We start from the raw sequence: 19,718 nt of genomic DNA on the forward strand, positions 1-19,718 counted from the left end.
CCTTAGTTGTGAAAGCAAACTACCATGTTATAATAAGAACTATAGAATGAGAATCATTTTCATTTGCATCATTACGATACCTATAGAAAAGGGGTTTTGATTCATGCAATATGAAGGGAAGAACGACGTGGAAAGAGCGATTATGAACCGCAGGAGCATCAAGGCCTTTAAAACGGATCCGGTCGATATAGAAGAAGTGATTGAATTACTCAATGTGGCCAAATGGGCGCCCAACCATAAGCTGAATGAGCCATGGCGCTTTCAATTATATGCAGGAGAAGGAAAAGAGACATTTGTGCAAGCCTACATGAATTCGCAGCCTACAGTGGACGGCGAAGTAGCGGAAAGAGTCCAGAAGAAAGCCAATTATTTCAAAGACATTCCGCTCCATCTCGTAGTCATCATGCCGGAAGACCCTCGACAAAGAAGATGGGATGAGGATTACGGAGCAGTCGCCACTCTGATTCAGAACTTTCAGCTGGCGGCGTGGGAACGGGGCATTGGAATGATCTGGCGGTCCAATGACTGGATATACGCCCCTGTTTTCCGGGAAGGCATCGGTGTACAACCCGGCGAGAAAATCGTCGCTACCCTGATGATCGGCTACCCTAAACACATCCCAGCTCCTCAACCAAGGACAGATATTCGGGAACTGTTGACCATCATAGATTGACTAAAAAAATAATAGGCACCATTAATAACATAAAAAAACACACTATCCGAAGACAGTGTGCCATCATTTTAGTTTTGGTCATTTATACTTTATTGCTTTCCATTTTCCCTGCTACTAGTTGCCCACCATTCTTCAAATACTTGTCGATTCCTTCAGCAGCCCGATACCCCAACGCTCCGATTGTCGAAGTCGGGTGATGGCCGCCAAATTGTGGAAACGCAGAACCTCCAACGACAAAGAGGTTGTCCATATCCCACATTTGCAAGTAATTATTCACAGCGGATGTAGCTGGGTCGGTTCCCATAATGACTCCACCTGCGTAATGCCCGCCAGAATAAATATGGTCGAATTCGTACGGCACTTCATCCTCATCAATAATGTCGGCACCCATTTCTTCCATAATTTCACGGCACTTCTCAATACCAAATTTGGCGATATTCCGGTCCTGGTCTGTATATTTATTTGTGATACGTAAAAGCGGGTCACCGAAATCATCCTTATACGTCGGATCTAAATCATAGAAGTTATGCCACCAGGACATAACATTCGGAGTATACCAAACGACGAGATTTCGGTACGCGTAATGGATGGAGTTTTTCTTGAACTCCGCTCCCCATTTCGGTGTCCCTTTAGGTACATGATTACTCGAAATAGCAGCTTCTCCGTATTGCCTCATTTCAATTCCGCCGCCACCGATGAAATTCAAGTTCGTATGGTCAAAATTATCCGCCGCAAAATCACTCATTGTTCCGCCTAATGCACCAGCGCCAGCGTAATAGTTGAATTTCTTATCTTCAAAGTAGCCCCTTGCACCAAGGAATGTAATATTGAATTGTCCGTTCAAATTCCTGCCGATGACACCTTTCCTCGTTTGCGGATTATATTGTTGACCGATTTTGGACAACATCAATAGGCGATTATTCGTAAATGTAAATGCCGCCAGTACGACTACATCTGCGGGTTGCTCGTACTCCTGCCCAGTCAAATCATCGACATATAAGACCCCCGTCGCCTTACCGCCTTCATGCAAAACGCGGCGGACGTATGAACCGACTCTCGCTTCGTAGTTCCCGGTTTTCATCGCCGTAGGAAGAACCGTTACAAGCGGATCGGATTTTGCACCGAAATCACATCCATATTGGGTACAATAGGAACAGTACATGCATGCATTCATCACTTCCCCATCAGGGTTTGTATAGCCCTGCGAGAGATTTCCAGAGGCGACTTGGAATGGATGATACCCTAACTTTTTTGCCGCCTCTTTAAATAATTTGATTGGCGGTGACTCCATCATAGGAGGATTCGGATAGTCGTTGGTCCGCTTATCACCTAACGGATCAGGTTCACCCGAAATGCCGGCCGTCTTTTCCCATCGATCATAATACTTCTCCATTTCGTCGTAGGTGATGCCCCAGTCCTGAATGGTCATGCCTTCTGGAATTTTTGCTTTTCCGTATCTTTCAATCGTCATGCTACGAATTTTAAAATCATACGGTCTCCAACGGTATGTCGCCCCCGCCCAGTGTACACTCCCTCCACCTAAATCAGTGCCCGCCATCATTTCTTGCCGAGTCCTTACAGGTAGCGCCGTTTCATCCAGATAATTGCGGGATGTAATTGTTTCAGGGGCAAGGTTTTGCATCATTTCATACCGATTTGTATAGCGCAGCTCATCTTTTACCCCTATGTAATCCGCGCGCACTTGGTTTTTTCCCCGTTCCAATCCAACCACCTTATAGCCTGCCTTTGAAAGCTCTGCCGCCACTACTCCACCGGCCCAACCAGTTCCAACGATAACAACATCCACTTTATCCAATTTAATCACCATATTTTACACCCTCCCATTAGTGACCTTGATAATCACGTAAGCTTTGCTGATCCAACTTCACGAACTCTTCCGGTTCAATTTGTGCCATATAACTTGCACGCGGTCCCGGATATTCTTTCATTTTCCAGCCCATCATATCGCGGTTGCCGCCATATACGGGATCCGCATACGCCCCCTCTAGTGTCGTCTGTAAGAGCAAATGGAAAAAGTTTTGGGATCCAATCCCTTTTAACTCCACTTGGCCATCATCAAACATTCGCATCACTTCATCTTGTTGTTCGGGGCTTAGCTCGACAAATTTTGCTCCAAATTCCTTTTGAGCCGTAAGATCCATTCCACGAAGCCCTATAATGAAGATTTCTCCTCGATTCATCTTGGTCTGATACCGTGGAGTAGGCGTTGGTACTTGTGTTTCCGTATTTGGCCCTTGGTTGTCCTGATCCCTTGTCTTGTTGTGATTGCCGGTAGTATCCATATTCAAGACAAAAGGCCCCTTCATGTATTCCTTAGCGTTTATCCCCCACTCACTGTGCAACTGTTTGTCAATGAAATAAGGGACTCCAAGTTCAATGGCACCAGGACCTAGATCATCCTTGGGCAATATGCGTTCAGTGGCGGCCGAAAGAATATCAAAATCCTCCGCACGTGTAAAAAACACACGAGCGTCTTGTAGTTGACCGCTATCCTTCCCAGTACTGGTATTTTTGACGTCCGTCTTTTTCTGGAACTGATTCGTCAGCAGACCGCCAAATAGCCCCCCTCCTACCACTCCTCCCGCAACTAGCCCAGTATTCTTCATGAAAGTCCGCCGGCTCATCCCCTTCTTCTCATTCACGTCTGTTGGTCTATCTGCCATATTGAACTCCTCCTTTGAGACTAACCGCTTTCTATCCATCGTTTGCATAGTCATCCAAATCTATTCACTAAGTTGGTTCAAGCAATACATTTTGCATGATCACGTGCTTTCATTTACATATCAAGGTTGCCTTCCCTATAATTTTGCAACAAAACAAATAAAGGGAGGGGTTTAAAGATGTTAAAAACAACTGTGGGAACAACCAAAACCCGTATTGAAGGAAAAAGATATACTCTACTAAAGGGATACTGGCACTTTGGATGTCCGCGCTTGACCTTGCCGAAAAGGGTACTGCATTACGAAGGAAGAGGAAGGCGCTGGAAAAGCACAGCGAGAAAATTTAATTGAGCAGGAAAAAGCGAAATTGGTATTGCTGAGTACGTTCTTGCTGAAGCAATCAAGCGAGGAAGAAGTGATTGAAAAAGTGGCAAGCACCCAAACATGATGATTTAAACGGAGCCACTGATAACTAACACTTTAAATCCGTGAGAAACACGTAAAATGTAAAAAGGCGACATTTCGTTCGATCTCAAATGAAATGTCGCCCTCCAGCTATTGTCTGAAGCATACAAGGATATAAAAAGTATAAAAACACTATACTACAAATTGAACTACTACTAATCATGACACCTGAAAACAGAAAAAAGCCACTGTTAATAGGCAGCTCGTAGCTTCACTATACAAATTCCACTAATTTCTATATAGTTAGGATGTAAAGGTAATATTACTATTTTTTAGGAGGAATATATATGACATTTCCAGTACTAGAAGGCAAAGTGGCTATCGTAACAGGCGCCGCCATGGGGATGGGAGAAGCTACAGCCAAGCTATTTGCGGAAGCCAAAGCAAAGGTGGTCGTCGCAGATTTCAATGAAGAAAAAGGACGCGCGGTCACAGAAGCTATTCAAGCGGCCGGCGGTGAAGCAGCTTTCGTAAAAGTCGATATTTCAAAATCCCAGGAAGTACAAGCAATGGTTCAATTTGCAGTCGATACATTCGGTAAATTGGACGTGGCAGTCAATAACGCCGCCCTCACTCCGGATGACAAACCTGCGGCAGAGTTTGATGAGGCGTACTGGGATCGTTTAATCGCTGTCGATTTAACAGGAACCGCCCTTTGCATGAAATATGAATTGCAGCAGATGCAGAAGCAGGGACATGGCGGATCCATTATTAACATATCTTCCGTAAGTGGTTTTCGCCCACAGCCAAATAATATTGCCTACGTGGCAGCCAAACATGGCGTCGTCGGCATGACCAAAGTGGCTGCAATGGAAAATGGTCCTCTCAATATCCGGGTGAATTCCGTAGCTCCGGGAGCCATTGATACCCCAATGCTTCGTGGTGCATTGGAGCAATTCGGCTTTACAGAAGAGGAATACGCGCCTCAACTCAGTCTGTTGAATCGTTTCGGTCAACCAAGGGAAATCGCCCAAGCAAGTCTCTGGTTAGCTTCTGACGCCTCTTCTTATCTAACCGGCACGACCATCCATGCGGACGCCGGATATACTTCTCGATAAATCAACACCAAATTGAAAAAGAATCCATTTTACATGACCAGTAAAATGGATTCTTTTCATAAACTTATAATTTGACCCGTTGAAGCCGAAGGGCATTAAGCACGACGGAAACGGAGCTGAATGCCATAGCGGCACCCGCAACCCAAGGGGCCAGCAGACCCAATGCCGCGATTGGAATACCAATCGTGTTGTAGAAAAAGGCAAAAAACAAGTTTTGCTTAATATTGCGCATCGTTTTACGGCTCATAATGAAGGCATCCGCCACACTATTCAAATCGCCGCGCATAAGTGTAATGTCCGCTGCTTCGATGGCAATATCCGTGCCAGTCCCGACGGCCATTCCGATATCCGCCATCGCAAGCGCCGGTGCATCATTAATACCGTCGCCGACCATGGCCACTTTTTTCCCTTGTTCTTGCAGCTTTTTGATTTGCTCACTCTTTTGTTCCGGCAACACTTCCGCAATCACATGAGACAAGCCGACTTGCCGACCGATCGCTTCCGCCGTATGCTGATTGTCTCCTGTCAGCATAATGACGTCCAATCCAAGTGCCTGCATTCGCTCGATCGCTTCTTTGGACGTTTCCTTCACAGTGTCTGCCACCGCCACGACACCCGCCAACATTCCATCGATTGCGATCAGCATCGCCGTTTTCCCTTCACCTTCCATTTTCTCCATTGAAGTTTCAATATCATGAAGGGCTACGTCCCGACTGCGCATTAATTTCCGCGTACCGACAAGAACCTGCTTCCCAGCAACTTCCGCTTCGATTCCATACCCTGGGAGTGCTTTGAAAGCTTCGGGTTCAATCAAACCGATTCCCTTTTCTTTGACACCAGTCACGATGGCTTGCGCCAACGGGTGCTCCGATTGGTTTTCGGCCGATCCGATCCATTGCAAAACGTCCTGTTCCCCAAAACCTTCTGATACGATAACATCCGTTAAGGCAGGCTCACCTTTCGTCACGGTACCTGTTTTATCCAACACGACTGTGTCGATGGAACGAGTATTCTCCAGATGTTCCCCGCCTTTGAAGAGCAATCCCATTTCAGCAGCTCGACCTGAACCCGCCATGATTGAGGTTGGCGTCGCCAAACCGAGCGCACATGGACAGGCAATGACCAAGATGGAAATGGTCGGAATGAGTGACGTCCGGAAATCACCTGGCGTTACGGCGAAATACCAAATGAAGAACGTCAAGATTGCGATTCCGACGACGACCGGGACGAAGATACCCGAGATTTTATCCGCCAATCGCTGGATTTCCGCCTTTGATCCTTGTGCTTCTTCCACGACTTTGACAATTTGCGACAAGGCGCTATCTTTGCCGACTTTTGTCGCTTTGATCTGCAAGGATCCGTTCTTATTGATCGTCGCTCCAATGACAGGGTCCCCGACAATCTTATCGACAGGAATACTTTCTCCCGTAATCATCGATTCGTCAATTGCCGATTGGCCGTTAATGATTTCTCCATCGACCGGAATCTTTTCGCCCGGTTTGACGAGGATGACATCGCCCGCTACCACTTCTTCAATCGGCACTTCCTGCTCCACCCCGTCTTTCAAGACACGGGCTGTTTTCGCTTGCAGACCGAGTAGTTTTTGAATGGCCTGGCTCGTTTTCCCCTTAGCGCGCACTTCGAACAATTTTCCAAGAACGATCAACGTAATAATGACAGCGGATGCTTCAAAATACAATTCCGGTTCTCCGACGCTGCCCGCGTTCATCCATTCAACTGATAAATAAAGGCTATAGAAATAAGCGGCACTTGTACCGAGAGCGACCAATACGTCCATATTGGCGCTTTTATTTCGTAACGCGTTAAATGCACCTTTGTAGAACTGCGCCCCCACGATGAATTGGACCGGCGTCGCAAGGGCCAACTGGACCCATGGATTCATCAGAATTTCCGGCAAGTAGAGAAATGATAAAAATTCAAAATGGGCGACCATCGTCCATAATAGCGGAAGAGTCAAGATCAGGGAGAAGATGAATTTCCGGTATTGCTTTTTGATTTCCTGTTCTTTATGGTCTATCTTATCCTTGCCATCCGATTTCGCCATCAATTCATAGCCCATCTTTTTCACAATGGCCATCATCTCATTCGGGCTCGTTTGACCACTATCATAATCGACTGTCAATGTTTCAAGCGCAAAATTGACCGCAGCGTTTGAAACGCCGTCCATTTTATTTACACGCTTTTCGATTTTTGTCGCACATGCCGCACAGGTCATGCCTGTTACATCAAATTCGGCTTTATCTTGAATGACGTTATAGCCTAATTTTTCAATTCTAGATGTGAAATCATGGACATTCGCTTTTTCCGGATCATACACAATCGTAGAGCTTTCCAAAGCAAAATTGACATTCGCTTTCTCAACACCTTCTATTTTGGATAAACCCTTTTCGATCCGGTTTGCACACGCCGCACATGTCATTCCGTTAATTTTCAAGGTCTTTTCTTGAATCGCCATTTCCGCTCCTCCAATACTATGTGGGGGTATATAGTTTTGAAAAAAGAAGGATTATACCATTATGTATAATCGCTTCGCATTTTATAACCCTATACCCCCGTATGGTGTAAATTCTTTAATTACGCAACCTCATAGCCCTGATCTTCAATTGTTTCTTTAACTTGTTGCAAAGTTGCATCGTTATCGAACTCAACAGTCACTTCATTGTTGGCAAGATCCACTTTAACCGCTGAAACGCCATTCAGACCACCAACACTCGTTTCGATGGAATTGACACAGTGGTTGCAAGACATACCTTCTACTTTTAGTACTTCTTTCATGAGAAAAAACCTCCTGTTTTATTGTTACTCACAATATACTATACCCCCCACTAGTATTTCAAGCAAAAAGATTATTTCGTCATCGTTTTCATGACACTCATCAGCTCTTGAATAGCAGCTTCACCATCTTGCCCTTTAATGGCATTGACAACACAATGGTGCGTGTGATCCTCCAACAATGCTAAAGAAACTTTGTTCATTGCTGATTGAATGGCGCTAATTTGGTGTAAAATATCTACACAGTAGCGATCATTTTCAATCATTTGATGAACGCCTCGCACTTGCCCCTCAATCCGTTTCAACCGATTTAAAAGCTGCTGCTTATTAGGCTGGACAGTTTTCTTCATTGTTTCTGACATACCAATCACTCCTTAGAGTTCTTACATACCCTATACCCCTATTATAACACGTGACAGTCACCTTTACAATTCATACACTATTCTGAATCGCTTCCAATTTGTATTGGTGACTGTCACCTTTTCAATGGTGGTGATGGTGGTCTCCCGCGGGTTCGGGTTTCACTTGGCATAATATCGAATCGTCATGTGCATGGGCGGGCGTTTCCAATTGAATGGTGACGTGATGAATATTTTGATGTGCCAGATCATGCTCAATAGCACGCAGCAATTGCTCGCTTTCTGCAATGGTCATTTGATCGTCCACTACTGCATGACAAGAAAGCGCGTTTAGCCCACTCGTAATGGACCAAACGTGTAAATCATGAACACTTTGAACTCCTTTTGCATTTTGGATAGTATGAAGGACCTCATTCAGATCCACGTTTGAAGGTACGCCTTCCATAAGCACATGCAGTCCCGACTTGGATACAAAGTAACCGCTGCGCAAGACCAGTACGGCAACAATTACACTCGCCAATGGATCTGCCCATCCCCAGCCGAAAAACATCATGAGCAGAGCCGCTGCGATAGCCCCAATCGAACCGAGCATATCACTAATAACATGTAGATATGCGCCTTTCATATTCAAGTTTTCTTCCACATCTCCGCCGCGCATCATAATCCATGCGACGAGAATATTGACAGCTAATCCAATGCTGCTGACGATCAACATCCCTGTCGTCGCCACTTCTGGCGGGCTGGCAAAACGTTTCACTGCTTCATAGAAGATAAACAAAGCAATGATGATCAGCGTCACACCATTTAAAACCGCAGCTAAAATTTCGAAGCGCCTGTATCCAAATGTCTTGCTCGTGCTCGCTGCCTTTTCCCCAAACTTAAAAGCCAGTAATGCGATGGCAAGGGAAATTGAATCGCTCAACATATGACCGGCATCCGCCAATAAGGCAAGGCTATTTGTTAAAAACCCACCGACTGCTTCGACAATCATATAGGAAGTGATAATTAGAAAAGAAATCAACAACACTTTTGTATTGGCACCGTGCGTGTGATCATGTCCGTGGTTATGTCCCATGTCCCTTCCTCCTCCGTTCTATAGATCAACTATGGGCGGCGTGTTCAATTGCCTGTTTCAATAAATTCATAACATGATAGTCGTCCTCTGAATAATAGAGAGTCGTCCCCTCTCTTCGAAACTTCACCAAGCGTAAATTTTTCAAAAAACGCAGTTGATGGGAAACAGAGGATTGACTCAAATTTAGCGTCTCAGCAATATCATTCACAGAATGTTCCTCGGAACATAATAAGTTCAAAATCCGGATCCTCGTTGGATCACTCAGCGCTTTAAACGTTTGTGAAACAACAAATAATGTCTCCTCATCCAAATGCAAATGCTCCCCCATGAGCGGCTGTTCATTATGATTTTCCTCATTCATTTCTTATTCCTCCCTTATGAATTAATGTCTATATGAGCATATGTTCATATATTATGATTATTGTCACGAAATATCAACCAATAAGTCTAGAGTTCTCTAATTTATTTTTTTAACTTGTAAAGGTGACAGTCACCCTTGTAATTCCTACGCTATTCTGAATTCTCTCCGATTTGTATTGGTGACTGTCACCTTTTAAAAGTAAATATTCATCATCAATTTAGGGAACACTATTCGTTGAAATTTGAAATGAAGGAGGTTAGATCTATGTTCAGAAACGCATCGAAGTCGAATGATCCTGTCCCTGACGAAGAAAAAGCGAAGAAAACGATTCGGAATATGGAAGCGGCAGAGGCCGCAATGGAATTCGCGGAAGGAAAAGAGCTTGCAGCAATCAAAGCAAAAAATGCCCGCCGAAGAAAAAGTCTAGGCTGGTCATCTGAAGAAAATGATGATTCTCAAGATTAATTATAGAAATATGGATCAGGCACTGAAACAAATTTCCGTTGTTTCAGTGCCTGCTTTCATACAATGGAAGTGCATCCTAAAAAGTTTCTACTTCTCACTGGATCCTGACGCTAGGGCTTTCCAGTAAAGGCTCTTGAATTTCTGTCACTTCAAAGAATGGAAGAAATCCAGTACTCGGATGGCAGTTGACATAGATAAGCTCGATATCTTTGGATTGAAGCACCGAAACCTCGTGCCATAAAGCAAGTTCGATCTTAAAATCATGCCTTTTCAACATCTCATAAAAGGTTCCGTAGATCGCTTTATGTGTTGGATGATCATGCGTCCAGCGTTCAAGATGCCCCATGGAGAGATAATATCCGATGACACATGATTTATCTACTATTTCGCCGTCATGGGTCTGTTCATAGACTAATTTTGAACTGATACAGCCTGTTTCACTAGCATTTTCACGAAGAAACGTATTCGCTTTTATGAGGGTCGGTTCCACTAGTCCTATATATGTTTCCCTTTCCCCGCTACCACATTTAGACCAATTTTGAGCAGTTCGAATCAAGCAAATATTATCCGGCGCCGTGACTTTTAGCCGTTTTTCGAAAGTTTCCCGGACAATGGGTTCCGGTAATTGAAGGCCAAGGGGGCTTTCCAAATCACTACTGGCAGACACAGGCATGCGGTCGCGCATTGCTCCCCAATATTCATGGACTTCTGTATGCTTGATCGGTACAAAGTGTGAAACCCCATTATCGTAATTTTCTCCGGAATGAAGAGTCTCAAAGTGATCAATCGGAATGGTCGTTACCTCACTCCAATACCCGATTGGACTATTTTCATCGATTTTTTTACCCGACCACCACTTTTGTACTTCAGGATCCGCAACCCATGATTTAAATGTTTCAGGCTCATCCCAGTAGGCTAAAAAGATGGAATCTTGGTATCCATCGGCTCCTTGATGCAAGGCTCGATCCACATGTTTGGGGCCTGTCCGCAAATCGAAACTCTTTTTCATCATTCCCACATGTTCCGCGGCGTGATCCAAAGACTTGCTTTGAATCCCAATCTGCGCAAATACTACATAGCTCATTTCAGGAGGAAATTCGGCAGTCCAGGCATTCGCTTGTGGATTGTGATTTTCCGGCATATTTTTCAATTACCCATCTCTCCTTTTAAGCTGTTCCAGTATGAAACTGACAAGAACCACAGCACTTGTACATCAAGAATGGACTTTTACATTTGCCTTGCTGCCATATTGAATTTCTTCATATGTTACTGTCTCTTGCGCTGATTCACCGATATGTTTTATCGGTTTCTTTTCGGTTCTATCAAACGATAAAGATAGGAACCCTGGCGTGGAGTAATGACCCGCCGAGTCAATTAAAAATTTCCCTGGAATAATTTGCTCCAGATCAATGTCGGCATAGGTAATGCCCTCTTCATCATGGGCTAATTTATTACCAATTTCCATACCATTCGGAGCGATGATCTGAGAAAATCCATGACCAACTTTCATGAAGTTCCTTTGCTCTTCCGTTTCACAAATTTTATCACGTTGTTCTTCTGTCCAAATTTGCGAGGACAGTAAGCAAAAGACCTGGTTGGAGATCGCGTAATACTTGGTAGCGGTTACACATTGTTCCGGACCAAATAAATGACCTTCCTGGGGCATGCCGATCGGCCAGGAAGCTACATGCACTTGTTCATTCATGGATGCCATCGCAGCAACATTAAGCGGCAAGAAATGTTCCCAGCACTGTAATCCGCCCAAGTTGCCATACTCCGTTTCGAAAACAGGCATCATGCTGCCGTCTCCATCGCCCCAAATTGTTTTTTCTGCATTGGTCGCCTTCAATTTGCGGTGTTTTCCAATAAGATCTCCATTCGGATCAAACCAGAGTTGAGTCAGGTAAAGGGATCCTCCGTCTTTTTCCGTGACGGATACACAAAAATATACCTTGTTCCGCTTCGCTGCCGAACTCAACTTTTGCACAGCTAAACTGGGAATCTCTACAGAATTTTTATATAGTTGAATATAGTATTTCATGCCATAATCCGCATTGCCGAGCCAAATCCACCAAGGGTATCCCGGGATGAATGCTTCTGGAAACGCGATGACTTTTGCACCATTTGCCGCCGCCTCATCGACGAGTCTACATGTTTTATCAATTGTTGCATCCAGGTCCAATAAAACTGGAGATGCTTGAACAGCTGCTACACGATATTTGGGGTAATTTGACAAGGTAAATCCTCCTTTAAAATATATAGATGAATTGGATGAATGAAGCAAGACACCGCTTACATAAAACCCACCTCCTTAGAGTGCCAGTTGGAGAAGTCACTATGTTTGGTACTTCCAACGACCAACTATTCCAATTACTCTATATTCAACAGTATAAGCTCCATCCATTTTGGTAGCTTGACCATACAGGAACACGAACTTGCCTATTTGTGCACACTTCCTTCTTGTTTACAAACTGAATAGGCGAATTGACACATCTCTTTTCTCGAAGTATACTTTTGAAAAGTCAGTATTATAAGTTTATTAATAAAGGAGGAGGTTGGATTGCAAACGATCTTGCATACGCAACAGGTAGAGGAACAGGAACGTTTTTCTTATTGGCGTGATGCAATCTGTGACGTATTTGTAAAGCTCGATGCTTCTCAACTCTCCCCTCACGCGTTTACAGGTCGAATGGAGATCGGATCTTTAAAGGACATCCAAATTTCTGAAGTTCACGCAGATTCACAGCGTGTTGTTCGCTCCAGCCGCCAAATTCAGAAATCTGTAGAGGACTATTTCCTTGTCAGTCTACAAATGGAAGGACAAGCCTATATTGTGCAGGACCAACGAGAGGTCAAACTGCAACCAGGTGATTTTACCCTATACGACAGTACCCGGCCCTATATATTACATTTTGAGCAGCCATTCCAACAGATTGTTTTTCAGTTTCCCCGTTCGCTATTGCTTGCCCGCTGTGCCGAGGCGGAGCAGATTACCGCAATATTGAATCCGGGAACGCAACATCCGGTGACCACCATGGTTTCCACATTGTTGAGAACAGTAGCGTCCTCTTATCTTCATCTCGACGCAATCACCCGGTTGCGTGTAGCCGAAACTACTTTGGATTTGCTAGCGACCGCGTTAACCACAATTTCCGGCGTTAAATTAAACGAAGTCAACTCCATGGCCAACGTTCATCGGGCTGGCGCGCGAGCATTCATCTCCACCCACCTAGCCGATCCCGATCTCACGCCTGACGTTGTGGCCTTCAGCCAAGGGATTTCCACCCGTTATCTCCATAAATTATTTGAAGTGGAAGGACAATCTGTCGCTGCTTTGATTCGTGAACAGCGCTTGGAACAATGCCGTTTAGATCTCAGCGATCCTAAACAAATCCAACGCACCGTCATGGAGATTGCTTTCCATTGGGGCTTTAACAATGCCGCCCACTTTAGCCGGATCTTCAAGCAACGTTTCGGTATGAGCCCGGCTGAATACCGTGCCACAACTCTGAATCTGACTAAAGATGAGAAATGATGTCTCTTCGTTTGATCGGAATAAATATTCCATTTCAAAAATACCAAAAACCGTCCTCTTGACGAAGACGGTTTTTAGTATTTATGTTTCATCCGAATTCTTAATTGATCCCGGAGGAGTAGATGCTGCTTCCAAAGTCCTTATTTCTCATATGCCTCTGTTAATGTTGCCATAAATGCGTAATGAACTTGTTTAACAGGGATGAAACACGCTATTCCGTCCCTATGTTTTAGTGACCTCACCTTACCAAGCCCAGCCCATCTACTCGATCAGGGATGGGCTGGATTCTGTCTTTAAAACTTTACCTTTTCGGGAATGTCCGTTAACTGCACTTCATCATAGGAAGTGACGGCATCCCCCTTTTTCAAATATAACTTCAAGTATGCGCCTTGTCTCAACTCTTTCGCGGCAGAAAACTCTACTTCGATCATCTCTCCATCTTCTTTATACGCTGGGCCGGTATACAAATACCTTTTCATAATTTCACCCGAGTCCAATTTTGTCTCTTCAATAGAAGCTGGTGCCCCGATTTGATAGTAAGCATTTTCTTTTCCCATTCTGTTAAAATCCATTTTCAGCACGATCACAATAGCTACAATCAATACAATTGCGACAACACCTACTATGGCTGCTCCTTTTTTCATGTTCACCCCTCCAAATATTCTCGTCTAATTGTTTTAGTGAAGCTACGTACAGTAGCAAAATAGTAAATTGCATAAATCATTGTGTAAGCGGCCATCCAAATGACGACAGGCACAAGGAAATCCATCATGAACAAGTTGGAAACGGCCGCCAATGCCACGCCTCCGTGGACGAGGCCAAGGATGAGCGGAACTGTGAAAATCACACCGACCTGCCCGCGAATCGTCCGCTTCATGTCCTGTTTCGATACGCCGATTTTATGGAGGATGGCATATTTCGCCTTGTCCTCTTCCGCTTCTGTCATCATTTTGAAGAAAATGATGCTGCCTGTTGCGTAGAGGAAAACAAGCCCTAAAAAGCTTCCGACGAAGAGCAATGCTCCCAATGATTCGATTGCGTCCCGATAATCCGCAGTTGCACTCGAGAAATTCTCTGTAGCAGCCGCCAATCTGTTTGAAACGGCAATCTGATTTTTATAATCAGCAACTTGGACGGCTTGTACCAATTTTTCTTCGGATTCGAGCTTGTCATACAGTTGTTTCGGTACGACGAGTGCATTTCCGCCTAACGTCCCAATATTGAACAGCGCCTTATCGTAAAATGCGGCAACCGGATAATCCTCGCCATTGACCTTCACAGCTTCCAACTTATCGGACCATCGTTCATCATAAAAAGCATCAATTACAATGACCTCATCTTGTCGCAGCTTTTTAATATCCGACCAACCTAAATTCTTCGCCAACTTCCCGAACGCCGCCTCGTCAATGACGGTATATTCCATTTCGTACGTATCGAGAGGAACACGTACCTTTTTGCTAAGAAATGAGACTTCCGATTCGATGATGGCAGGGTCGATATCCTGCTTCTCCCCTTCCCACATGAATGTGTAGGGGGTATAGTCTTGTACATTTTTATCAGCATTGTAATAAACGCCGAACACCGCACCCCCGGACGTGATTGTCGTTGCGCTCAATACTGTAATGATTGTCAGCGTTTTTGCATTTCCCCTGATCCGGTACAGCAACTGCGAGGCAGTCATCATATGAAGACCTTTCCAAGCCCATCGCGGATTTCCTTTCAAAGCCGATAGCACGTATACTAACACGCTATGGAACAGCAAATACGAGCCGATCACTGTCAATGCGATAATGACAATCGGCATGGCCAGCCCCAGCATTCGCCACGCCTGCGATTCCATCAAATCCTGCAAAGCAAGATAGTACGCAATTGCCAATGCCGCTACGCCCAGTATTGCTGTTATCACTCTTACTTTCGGCACTTCTTCGCCCTTTTTCTCCGCATGGAACAGGTCGATTAGTTTAAACCGGTAAATGATACGGTATCCCATCAATGAAGTGAACAAGAAAATGATGAGAAACACAATACATGTATTCATAAGCGCATTCATTGAAAAGGCAAACCCCGCAACGATGTCGAGCCCCATCAGCTTCAAGAGAATGGTGAGCAATACTCGTGACAGCAGGAAACCTAGAACAACGCCGATGACGAGCGACACCAATCCAATCACCATGTTTTCAAAAAATAAAAGGAAACCAATCGACTTTTTACGCACGCCTAATAAAGAATAAAGCGCCACTTCCTTTTTCCTCTTTTTCATGAAAAAAGAGTTTGAATACATGATGAAAATCGCCACAAAAATCATGAGCACAAATGCGGAAGCACCCATGACCCCTTGGATCTGCTTAGACGTTTTGGCCATCCCGCTAATATCTTCACTGTATTTCAACGTTGCAAATGTAAAATAAATGAGGATGGAAAATACCGTAGACCCGATGTAAAGCGAGTAGCTTTTCATATTACGGCGGATATTTTTCAACGCCAAATCAAATAACGTCATTCGTTTCACCGCCAATTTGCGCCAACTCATCCAAAATCATTTGGAAAAATTCTTTTCGCGTCTTACCACCGCGAAATATTTCTTTTGATAACCGTCCGTCTTTAATGAATAAAATTCTCCGGCAAAAGCTCGCTGCAAAAGCGTCATGCGTCACCATCATAATCGTCGTTTCATGATTTTCATTTAACGAACTCATGCTTTCAAGCAAATCCGTGGCTGATTTCGAATCCAAGGCGCCAGTCGGCTCATCCGCAAAAATGATTTTCGGATTGGAAATCAATGCGCGGCTCGCCGCAGTACGCTGTTTCTGGCCGCCTGAAATTTGATATGGATGTTTATCAAGTAAATTCGAAATGCCGAATGTCGCGGCAATTTCGTCCACCCGCTTCGCGATTTCCGCAGGTTTCTTTTTTGCGATTGCAAGCGGCAGTAAGATATTTTCGCGCACCGTCAACGAATCCAATAAATTATAGTCCTGAAAGATGAACCCTAAATGATCCCGCCGAAAATCCGCTAGCTTTTCTTCATCCATCTTTGCGATATTGTCTGTTCCTATGAAAATATCTCCAGTTGTAGGTGTATCAATTGTCGCAAGGACATTCAGTAAAGTGGATTTCCCAGCCCCCGAAGGCCCCATGACGCCGACAAATTCACCATGATCGATTTCAAACGATATATGCTCAAGCGCCATGAATGTATTCGCGCCTTTTCCGTAGCTTTTTTCAACGTTTTTCACAAGTAATAATGGCTCCATTTATTCGCACCTCTTTCGTATAGCTTTACTATACTTGGCGAACCTTAAGCTAGATTTACTCCTGCCTTACATTATCCTTAAATATGAGCGGGGCGCGGTAAATTGCATTATACTTGAGCAAAGAAGCTTGAAAGGATGTGCGCGATTTGGCGAAGCCACGAATCTTAATCGTAGATGACGAAAGCGATCTGCGTCATTTAATGAAAACCGCGCTTATGAAGGAAGGTTTTTCGGAGATTGAAACGGCTGACTCCGTTCAAGATGGTTGGGAAAAATTCGAATCGTTTTCACCCAATATCGCAATTTTAGACATCATGCTGCCGGACGGAGAAGGCTATGATTTATGCAAAAGGATCCGGGAAGTCTCCCACATCCCGATTTTATTCTTATCGGCAAAATCCGACGAGATGGACAAGATTTTAGGTCTCGCCATCGGAGGCGATGATTATATTACTAAACCGTTCAGTCCGAAAGAAGTTGCCTTTCGGGTAAAAGCCCAATTGAGGCGGGCTGGCTATTATGAAACGGAAATGCCTTCGCAATCCAAAAAAATCACCGTCGGACCGTTTTCAATGAATGAATCAGAAACCGAAGTGACCAAACATGGTGAACCTTTGGAACTGACAGCTAAAGAAATAGGATTGATGGCTTGTTTCATGCATAATCCGAACCAAATTTTAAGCAAAGAGACACTTTTTGAACGTGTTTGGGGGGAAGATTTTTTGGGAGCGGATAATACGTTAATGGTCCATATCCGCCGTCTCCGTGAAAAAATCGAAGAGTTCCCATCAAAGCCTGCCTATCTTACAACTGTAAAAGGGTTAGGCTATAAATTCATTGCGAAATAGGTGATTCGATGAAATGGAAGTTGACGGTTCGATACTTATTTTCAGTCTTGAGCATTGTTTTCATCGTCGTTTTCGTCAATATGGTTTTGCTATTCGGTATACTTTACTACCAACAGACGAAAGGCAATGACAACTTCTCTGCCGAAACCGGCGAAAATTTCACACGCCAATTTTCCCGCTATTTATCGATTGAAAACGGGCAGCCCGTTATTTCGGACGAAGGGGTCCAGGCTCTCAAAACATTCGGCGGCTGGCTCCAATTGTTAGACCAAAACGGGCAGGTCGTGAACGCTGCCCTATCGCCTGAAGATGCACCTACACACTATAGCCCTGTAGAGCTTGTACATATCTACAAGTATATGGACGATCAATTAACAACGTATTACGTTGGACAATTTAAAGACTACAGCTATCTCGTGGGCGTTCCGGATTCACCGGACCAGCGTCTTTTCTTCATGTTCAACTCCTCCAAATTCCTGTCTTACGTGTCAAAAGCATTCGTCGCTATTACTATCGCCGATCTGATTATCGCCGGGTTGGTCGGCTTGCTATTCAGCAGCATCATCACAAGACCCGTCTCTTACATGATCAACCGAATTTCACAACTGAAAGAACGCAATTTCTCCATCCAGAAAATGAAGCGCCAGGGCATTTTTAAACCGGTCTTTTCAAATTTGAATTCTGTCTCTGAAACATTGCAAGCCCATGAAGAGGAGCGCATGAAGTTGGAAAAGATGCGCGAAGAGTGGATCAGCAACGTTTCGCATGATTTAAAGACCCCACTTGCATCCATTCAAGGCTTTGCGGAATTGCTGCGTGAGCAGGACGTGACAGAATCGGAAAGGGTGGATTATGCGGAAGTCATTGAACGGAAATCGATTTATATGAAAGAACTATTAGATGATTTCAATTTAACGATGCGTTTGCGCAATCAAGAAATGCCCCTTCATCGCGAAGATACCCGTCTGGAAAGCTTTGTCCGTGAATTGATCATAGACGTGTTGAACGACCCAAAATACTGTGATACCGCAATTTCTTTCAGCAGCGACGCACCGGACCTGAGATGGAGTATCGATCGCCATTTAATGAAGCGGGCCGTTTTGAATTTTATTAACAATGCAATCATCCACAACGACAAGGACATCCAAATTACCGTCAGTGTCTCAAATAGTGGAATTACAATTGAAGATGACGGAAAAGGCATTGCAAGGCATGATATGGACCAGATTTTTAACCGCTATTACAGAGGGACAAATACGGAAAATATCCTGGGCACCGGACTCGGACTAGCCATCTCCAGAGACATAATAAAGGCACATGGAGGAAGTATTATATTGACGAGCGAAATCGGCATGGGAACTAAAGTGGAGATTCGGATAGAGGAATGAATGATACAGCGGCTTACAATATTCAACCATGCAAAACGAAATCGGTGTCACTATATGACGGGCTGTCATAAAACAACAATCCTCCAATAGTTCTCCTGCCCTCTCCCATGCAGTTCCTTTTGGATAACCCGTTTTTTAAGGTTAATGTAAGGTTTACATTAAATTCTTGTAAGGTGGGGCCATTAGAAAAAGTATGGCGCTTCATGACATATGGCAGGAATACACAAGCCATTGAAAAGTAATTACGCAATGAATGGGATGAAACAAAACTAAGCAGACAAAATACTTTGTTTGCTTTTTACATTGAAGCAAATTATGAGATAGCGAAACGAGGTGTATGTATGTCTGTATATATCCTACCAATAAAGACCGCCTTTATTATGTTTAGTGTATTGGGTTTTCTACTTGTCATTCCTTGGCTGGTCTATAGCTATAGAAAGTATGGATATTTTAGTAGGGTTTGTGATGATGTACCTTGTTTTACCTCTTATATGGGGAGGAAGAACAATTGGAACAAGTTTGATGCGATTTAAACTTTCGAATTTGGAGGGGGATGCCCCTTCATGGCAAGCGGTGCTAAAAAGAACCGTTGCCCTATATTTACCTTGGCTGGCATCTAGTTCAATTAACCTTCTCAATGACATTTGGAATCTCACTTTTATGCTATTCATGTGTGGGTAACAATGGCTATCTTTATATTTGTATTTGCCATGTGGTTAGCTTTACTGATCCATACCCTTTTCATTATGGCAAATAGGGGGAA

19 protein-coding genes are annotated in these 19,718 nt (G+C 44.1%); 7 read left to right on the plus strand and 12 right to left on the minus strand.

The features are described 5' to 3' along the window. Positions 1-103: 103 nt before the first annotated feature. The gene (locus tag MKY41_RS13155) at positions 104-673 is read left to right on the plus strand and encodes a nitroreductase family protein (protein ID WP_340745445.1); all 570 of its coding nucleotides are present in this window, start codon (positions 104-106) and stop codon (positions 671-673) included. Between the two features lie 82 nt (positions 674-755). Here the strand turns inward: MKY41_RS13155 and MKY41_RS13160 are convergent, their stop codons facing one another. Next, positions 756-2,501, minus strand: a complete 1,746-nt coding sequence (locus MKY41_RS13160; protein WP_340745446.1) for a GMC family oxidoreductase — start codon at positions 2,499-2,501, stop codon at positions 756-758. A gap of 16 nt (positions 2,502-2,517) precedes the next feature. Further along, the gene (locus MKY41_RS13165) at positions 2,518-3,357 is read right to left on the minus strand and encodes a gluconate 2-dehydrogenase subunit 3 family protein (RefSeq protein WP_340745447.1); all 840 of its coding nucleotides are present in this window, start codon (positions 3,355-3,357) and stop codon (positions 2,518-2,520) included. Between the two features lie 749 nt (positions 3,358-4,106). On the opposite strand from MKY41_RS13165, the gene MKY41_RS13170 reads away from it, so the two are divergent. After that, positions 4,107-4,877 carry an SDR family NAD(P)-dependent oxidoreductase gene (locus MKY41_RS13170; RefSeq protein ID WP_340745448.1) on the plus strand — a complete coding sequence of 257 codons (771 nt, stop codon included), beginning with the start codon at positions 4,107-4,109 and terminating at the stop codon, positions 4,875-4,877. Positions 4,878-4,941: 64 nt separating this feature from the next. Here the strand turns inward: MKY41_RS13170 and MKY41_RS13175 are convergent, their stop codons facing one another. The 5 genes from MKY41_RS13175 to MKY41_RS13195 all read right to left on the minus strand — a co-directional run bounded on the left by MKY41_RS13175 (position 4,942) and on the right by MKY41_RS13195 (position 9,465). Next, a complete protein-coding gene (locus tag MKY41_RS13175; protein ID WP_340745449.1) occupies positions 4,942-7,353 on the minus strand; it encodes a heavy metal translocating P-type ATPase in 2,412 nt (803 codons plus the stop codon). 119 nt (positions 7,354-7,472) lie between these two features. Further along, positions 7,473-7,673: a copper chaperone CopZ gene (gene copZ, locus MKY41_RS13180; protein ID WP_340745450.1), complete on the minus strand. Its 201-nt coding sequence runs from the start codon at positions 7,671-7,673 to the stop codon at positions 7,473-7,475. A gap of 71 nt (positions 7,674-7,744) precedes the next feature. Continuing rightward, complete coding sequence (locus MKY41_RS13185; RefSeq protein WP_340745451.1) at positions 7,745-8,032, minus strand: metal-sensitive transcriptional regulator; 288 nt, start codon at positions 8,030-8,032, stop codon at positions 7,745-7,747. Between the two features lie 121 nt (positions 8,033-8,153). Then, positions 8,154-9,104, minus strand: coding sequence for a cation diffusion facilitator family transporter (locus MKY41_RS13190; protein WP_340745452.1), 951 nt, complete (start codon positions 9,102-9,104; stop codon positions 8,154-8,156). A gap of 25 nt (positions 9,105-9,129) precedes the next feature. Beyond that, on the minus strand, positions 9,130-9,465 hold the full coding sequence (locus MKY41_RS13195) for an ArsR/SmtB family transcription factor (protein WP_340745453.1): 336 nt from the start codon (positions 9,463-9,465) through the stop codon (positions 9,130-9,132). 264 nt (positions 9,466-9,729) lie between these two features. On the opposite strand from MKY41_RS13195, the gene MKY41_RS13200 reads away from it, so the two are divergent. Continuing rightward, a complete protein-coding gene (locus MKY41_RS13200; protein WP_340745454.1) occupies positions 9,730-9,930 on the plus strand; it encodes a small, acid-soluble spore protein tlp in 201 nt (66 codons plus the stop codon). Positions 9,931-10,024: 94 nt separating this feature from the next. On the opposite strand, the gene MKY41_RS13205 is transcribed toward MKY41_RS13200, so the two are convergent. Together MKY41_RS13205 and MKY41_RS13210 are read right to left on the minus strand one after the other, a co-directional pair. Next, positions 10,025-11,071 (minus strand): phenylacetaldoxime dehydratase family protein, encoded by a 1,047-nt coding sequence (locus MKY41_RS13205; RefSeq protein ID WP_340745705.1) that lies wholly within the window; start codon positions 11,069-11,071, stop codon positions 10,025-10,027. Between the two features lie 72 nt (positions 11,072-11,143). Continuing rightward, positions 11,144-12,166 (minus strand): carbon-nitrogen hydrolase family protein, encoded by a 1,023-nt coding sequence (locus MKY41_RS13210; protein WP_340745455.1) that lies wholly within the window; start codon positions 12,164-12,166, stop codon positions 11,144-11,146. 324 nt (positions 12,167-12,490) lie between these two features. Between MKY41_RS13210 and feaR the strand changes: the two genes are divergently transcribed. Further along, complete coding sequence (feaR, locus tag MKY41_RS13215) at positions 12,491-13,465, plus strand: transcriptional regulator FeaR (RefSeq protein ID WP_340745456.1); 975 nt, start codon at positions 12,491-12,493, stop codon at positions 13,463-13,465. Positions 13,466-13,758: 293 nt separating this feature from the next. On the opposite strand, the gene MKY41_RS13220 is transcribed toward feaR, so the two are convergent. The 3 genes from MKY41_RS13220 to MKY41_RS13230 are packed head-to-tail and all read right to left on the minus strand — an operon-like array spanning position 13,759 to position 16,719. After that, positions 13,759-14,109: a YxeA family protein gene (locus tag MKY41_RS13220; RefSeq protein ID WP_340745457.1), complete on the minus strand. Its 351-nt coding sequence runs from the start codon at positions 14,107-14,109 to the stop codon at positions 13,759-13,761. A gap of 2 nt (positions 14,110-14,111) precedes the next feature. Next, positions 14,112-15,965: an ABC transporter permease gene (locus tag MKY41_RS13225; protein WP_340745458.1), complete on the minus strand. Its 1,854-nt coding sequence runs from the start codon at positions 15,963-15,965 to the stop codon at positions 14,112-14,114. After that, the gene (locus MKY41_RS13230; RefSeq protein ID WP_340745459.1) at positions 15,952-16,719 is read right to left on the minus strand and encodes an ABC transporter ATP-binding protein; all 768 of its coding nucleotides are present in this window, start codon (positions 16,717-16,719) and stop codon (positions 15,952-15,954) included. Before MKY41_RS13230 ends, MKY41_RS13225 begins: the two co-directional genes overlap by 14 nt. A gap of 146 nt (positions 16,720-16,865) precedes the next feature. Here MKY41_RS13230 and MKY41_RS13235 point away from each other — a divergent pair, with 146 nt between their 5' ends. From MKY41_RS13235 to MKY41_RS20790, 3 genes are all read left to right on the plus strand, one after another. Then, positions 16,866-17,567 carry a response regulator transcription factor gene (locus MKY41_RS13235; RefSeq protein ID WP_340745460.1) on the plus strand — a complete coding sequence of 234 codons (702 nt, stop codon included), beginning with the start codon at positions 16,866-16,868 and terminating at the stop codon, positions 17,565-17,567. An 8-nt stretch (positions 17,568-17,575) separates the two neighbouring features. Further along, positions 17,576-18,955, plus strand: a complete 1,380-nt coding sequence (locus MKY41_RS13240) for a sensor histidine kinase (protein WP_340745461.1) — start codon at positions 17,576-17,578, stop codon at positions 18,953-18,955. Positions 18,956-19,396: 441 nt separating this feature from the next. After that, the gene (locus MKY41_RS20790) at positions 19,397-19,636 is read left to right on the plus strand and encodes an RDD family protein (RefSeq protein WP_445683311.1); all 240 of its coding nucleotides are present in this window, start codon (positions 19,397-19,399) and stop codon (positions 19,634-19,636) included. Positions 19,637-19,718 lie beyond the last annotated feature (82 nt).

Origin of the sequence: Sporosarcina sp. FSL W7-1349 (assembly GCF_038003045.1) — a bacterium.
GTDB lineage: Bacteria > Bacillota > Bacilli > Bacillales_A > Planococcaceae > Sporosarcina.

Bases quoted from the DNA above. Each gene is read 5' to 3' on its own strand.
- MKY41_RS13200 (WP_340745454.1), top strand. From the start codon at position 9,730: ATGTTCAGAAACGCATCGAAGTCGAATGATCCTGTCCCTGACGAAGAA.
- copZ (WP_340745450.1), bottom strand. From the start codon at position 7,673: ATGAAAGAAGTACTAAAAGTAGAAGGTATGTCTTGCAACCACTGTGTC.
- MKY41_RS13160 (WP_340745446.1), bottom strand. From the start codon at position 2,501: ATGGTGATTAAATTGGATAAAGTGGATGTTGTTATCGTTGGAACTGGT.
- MKY41_RS13190 (WP_340745452.1), bottom strand. From the start codon at position 9,104: ATGGGACATAACCACGGACATGATCACACGCACGGTGCCAATACAAAA.
- MKY41_RS13225 (WP_340745458.1), bottom strand. From the start codon at position 15,965: ATGACGTTATTTGATTTGGCGTTGAAAAATATCCGCCGTAATATGAAA.
- MKY41_RS13195 (WP_340745453.1), bottom strand. From the start codon at position 9,465: ATGAATGAGGAAAATCATAATGAACAGCCGCTCATGGGGGAGCATTTG.
- MKY41_RS13220 (WP_340745457.1), bottom strand. From the start codon at position 14,109: ATGAAAAAAGGAGCAGCCATAGTAGGTGTTGTCGCAATTGTATTGATT.
- MKY41_RS13240 (WP_340745461.1), top strand. From the start codon at position 17,576: ATGAAATGGAAGTTGACGGTTCGATACTTATTTTCAGTCTTGAGCATT.
- MKY41_RS13185 (WP_340745451.1), bottom strand. From the start codon at position 8,032: ATGTCAGAAACAATGAAGAAAACTGTCCAGCCTAATAAGCAGCAGCTT.
- MKY41_RS13165 (WP_340745447.1), bottom strand. From the start codon at position 3,357: ATGGCAGATAGACCAACAGACGTGAATGAGAAGAAGGGGATGAGCCGG.
- MKY41_RS20790 (WP_445683311.1), top strand. From the start codon at position 19,397: ATGGATATTTTAGTAGGGTTTGTGATGATGTACCTTGTTTTACCTCTT.
- MKY41_RS13170 (WP_340745448.1), top strand. From the start codon at position 4,107: ATGACATTTCCAGTACTAGAAGGCAAAGTGGCTATCGTAACAGGCGCC.
- MKY41_RS13155 (WP_340745445.1), top strand. From the start codon at position 104: ATGCAATATGAAGGGAAGAACGACGTGGAAAGAGCGATTATGAACCGC.
- MKY41_RS13205 (WP_340745705.1), bottom strand. From the start codon at position 11,071: ATGCCGGAAAATCACAATCCACAAGCGAATGCCTGGACTGCCGAATTT.
- MKY41_RS13175 (WP_340745449.1), bottom strand. From the start codon at position 7,353: ATGGCGATTCAAGAAAAGACCTTGAAAATTAACGGAATGACATGTGCG.
- MKY41_RS13230 (WP_340745459.1), bottom strand. From the start codon at position 16,719: ATGGAGCCATTATTACTTGTGAAAAACGTTGAAAAAAGCTACGGAAAA.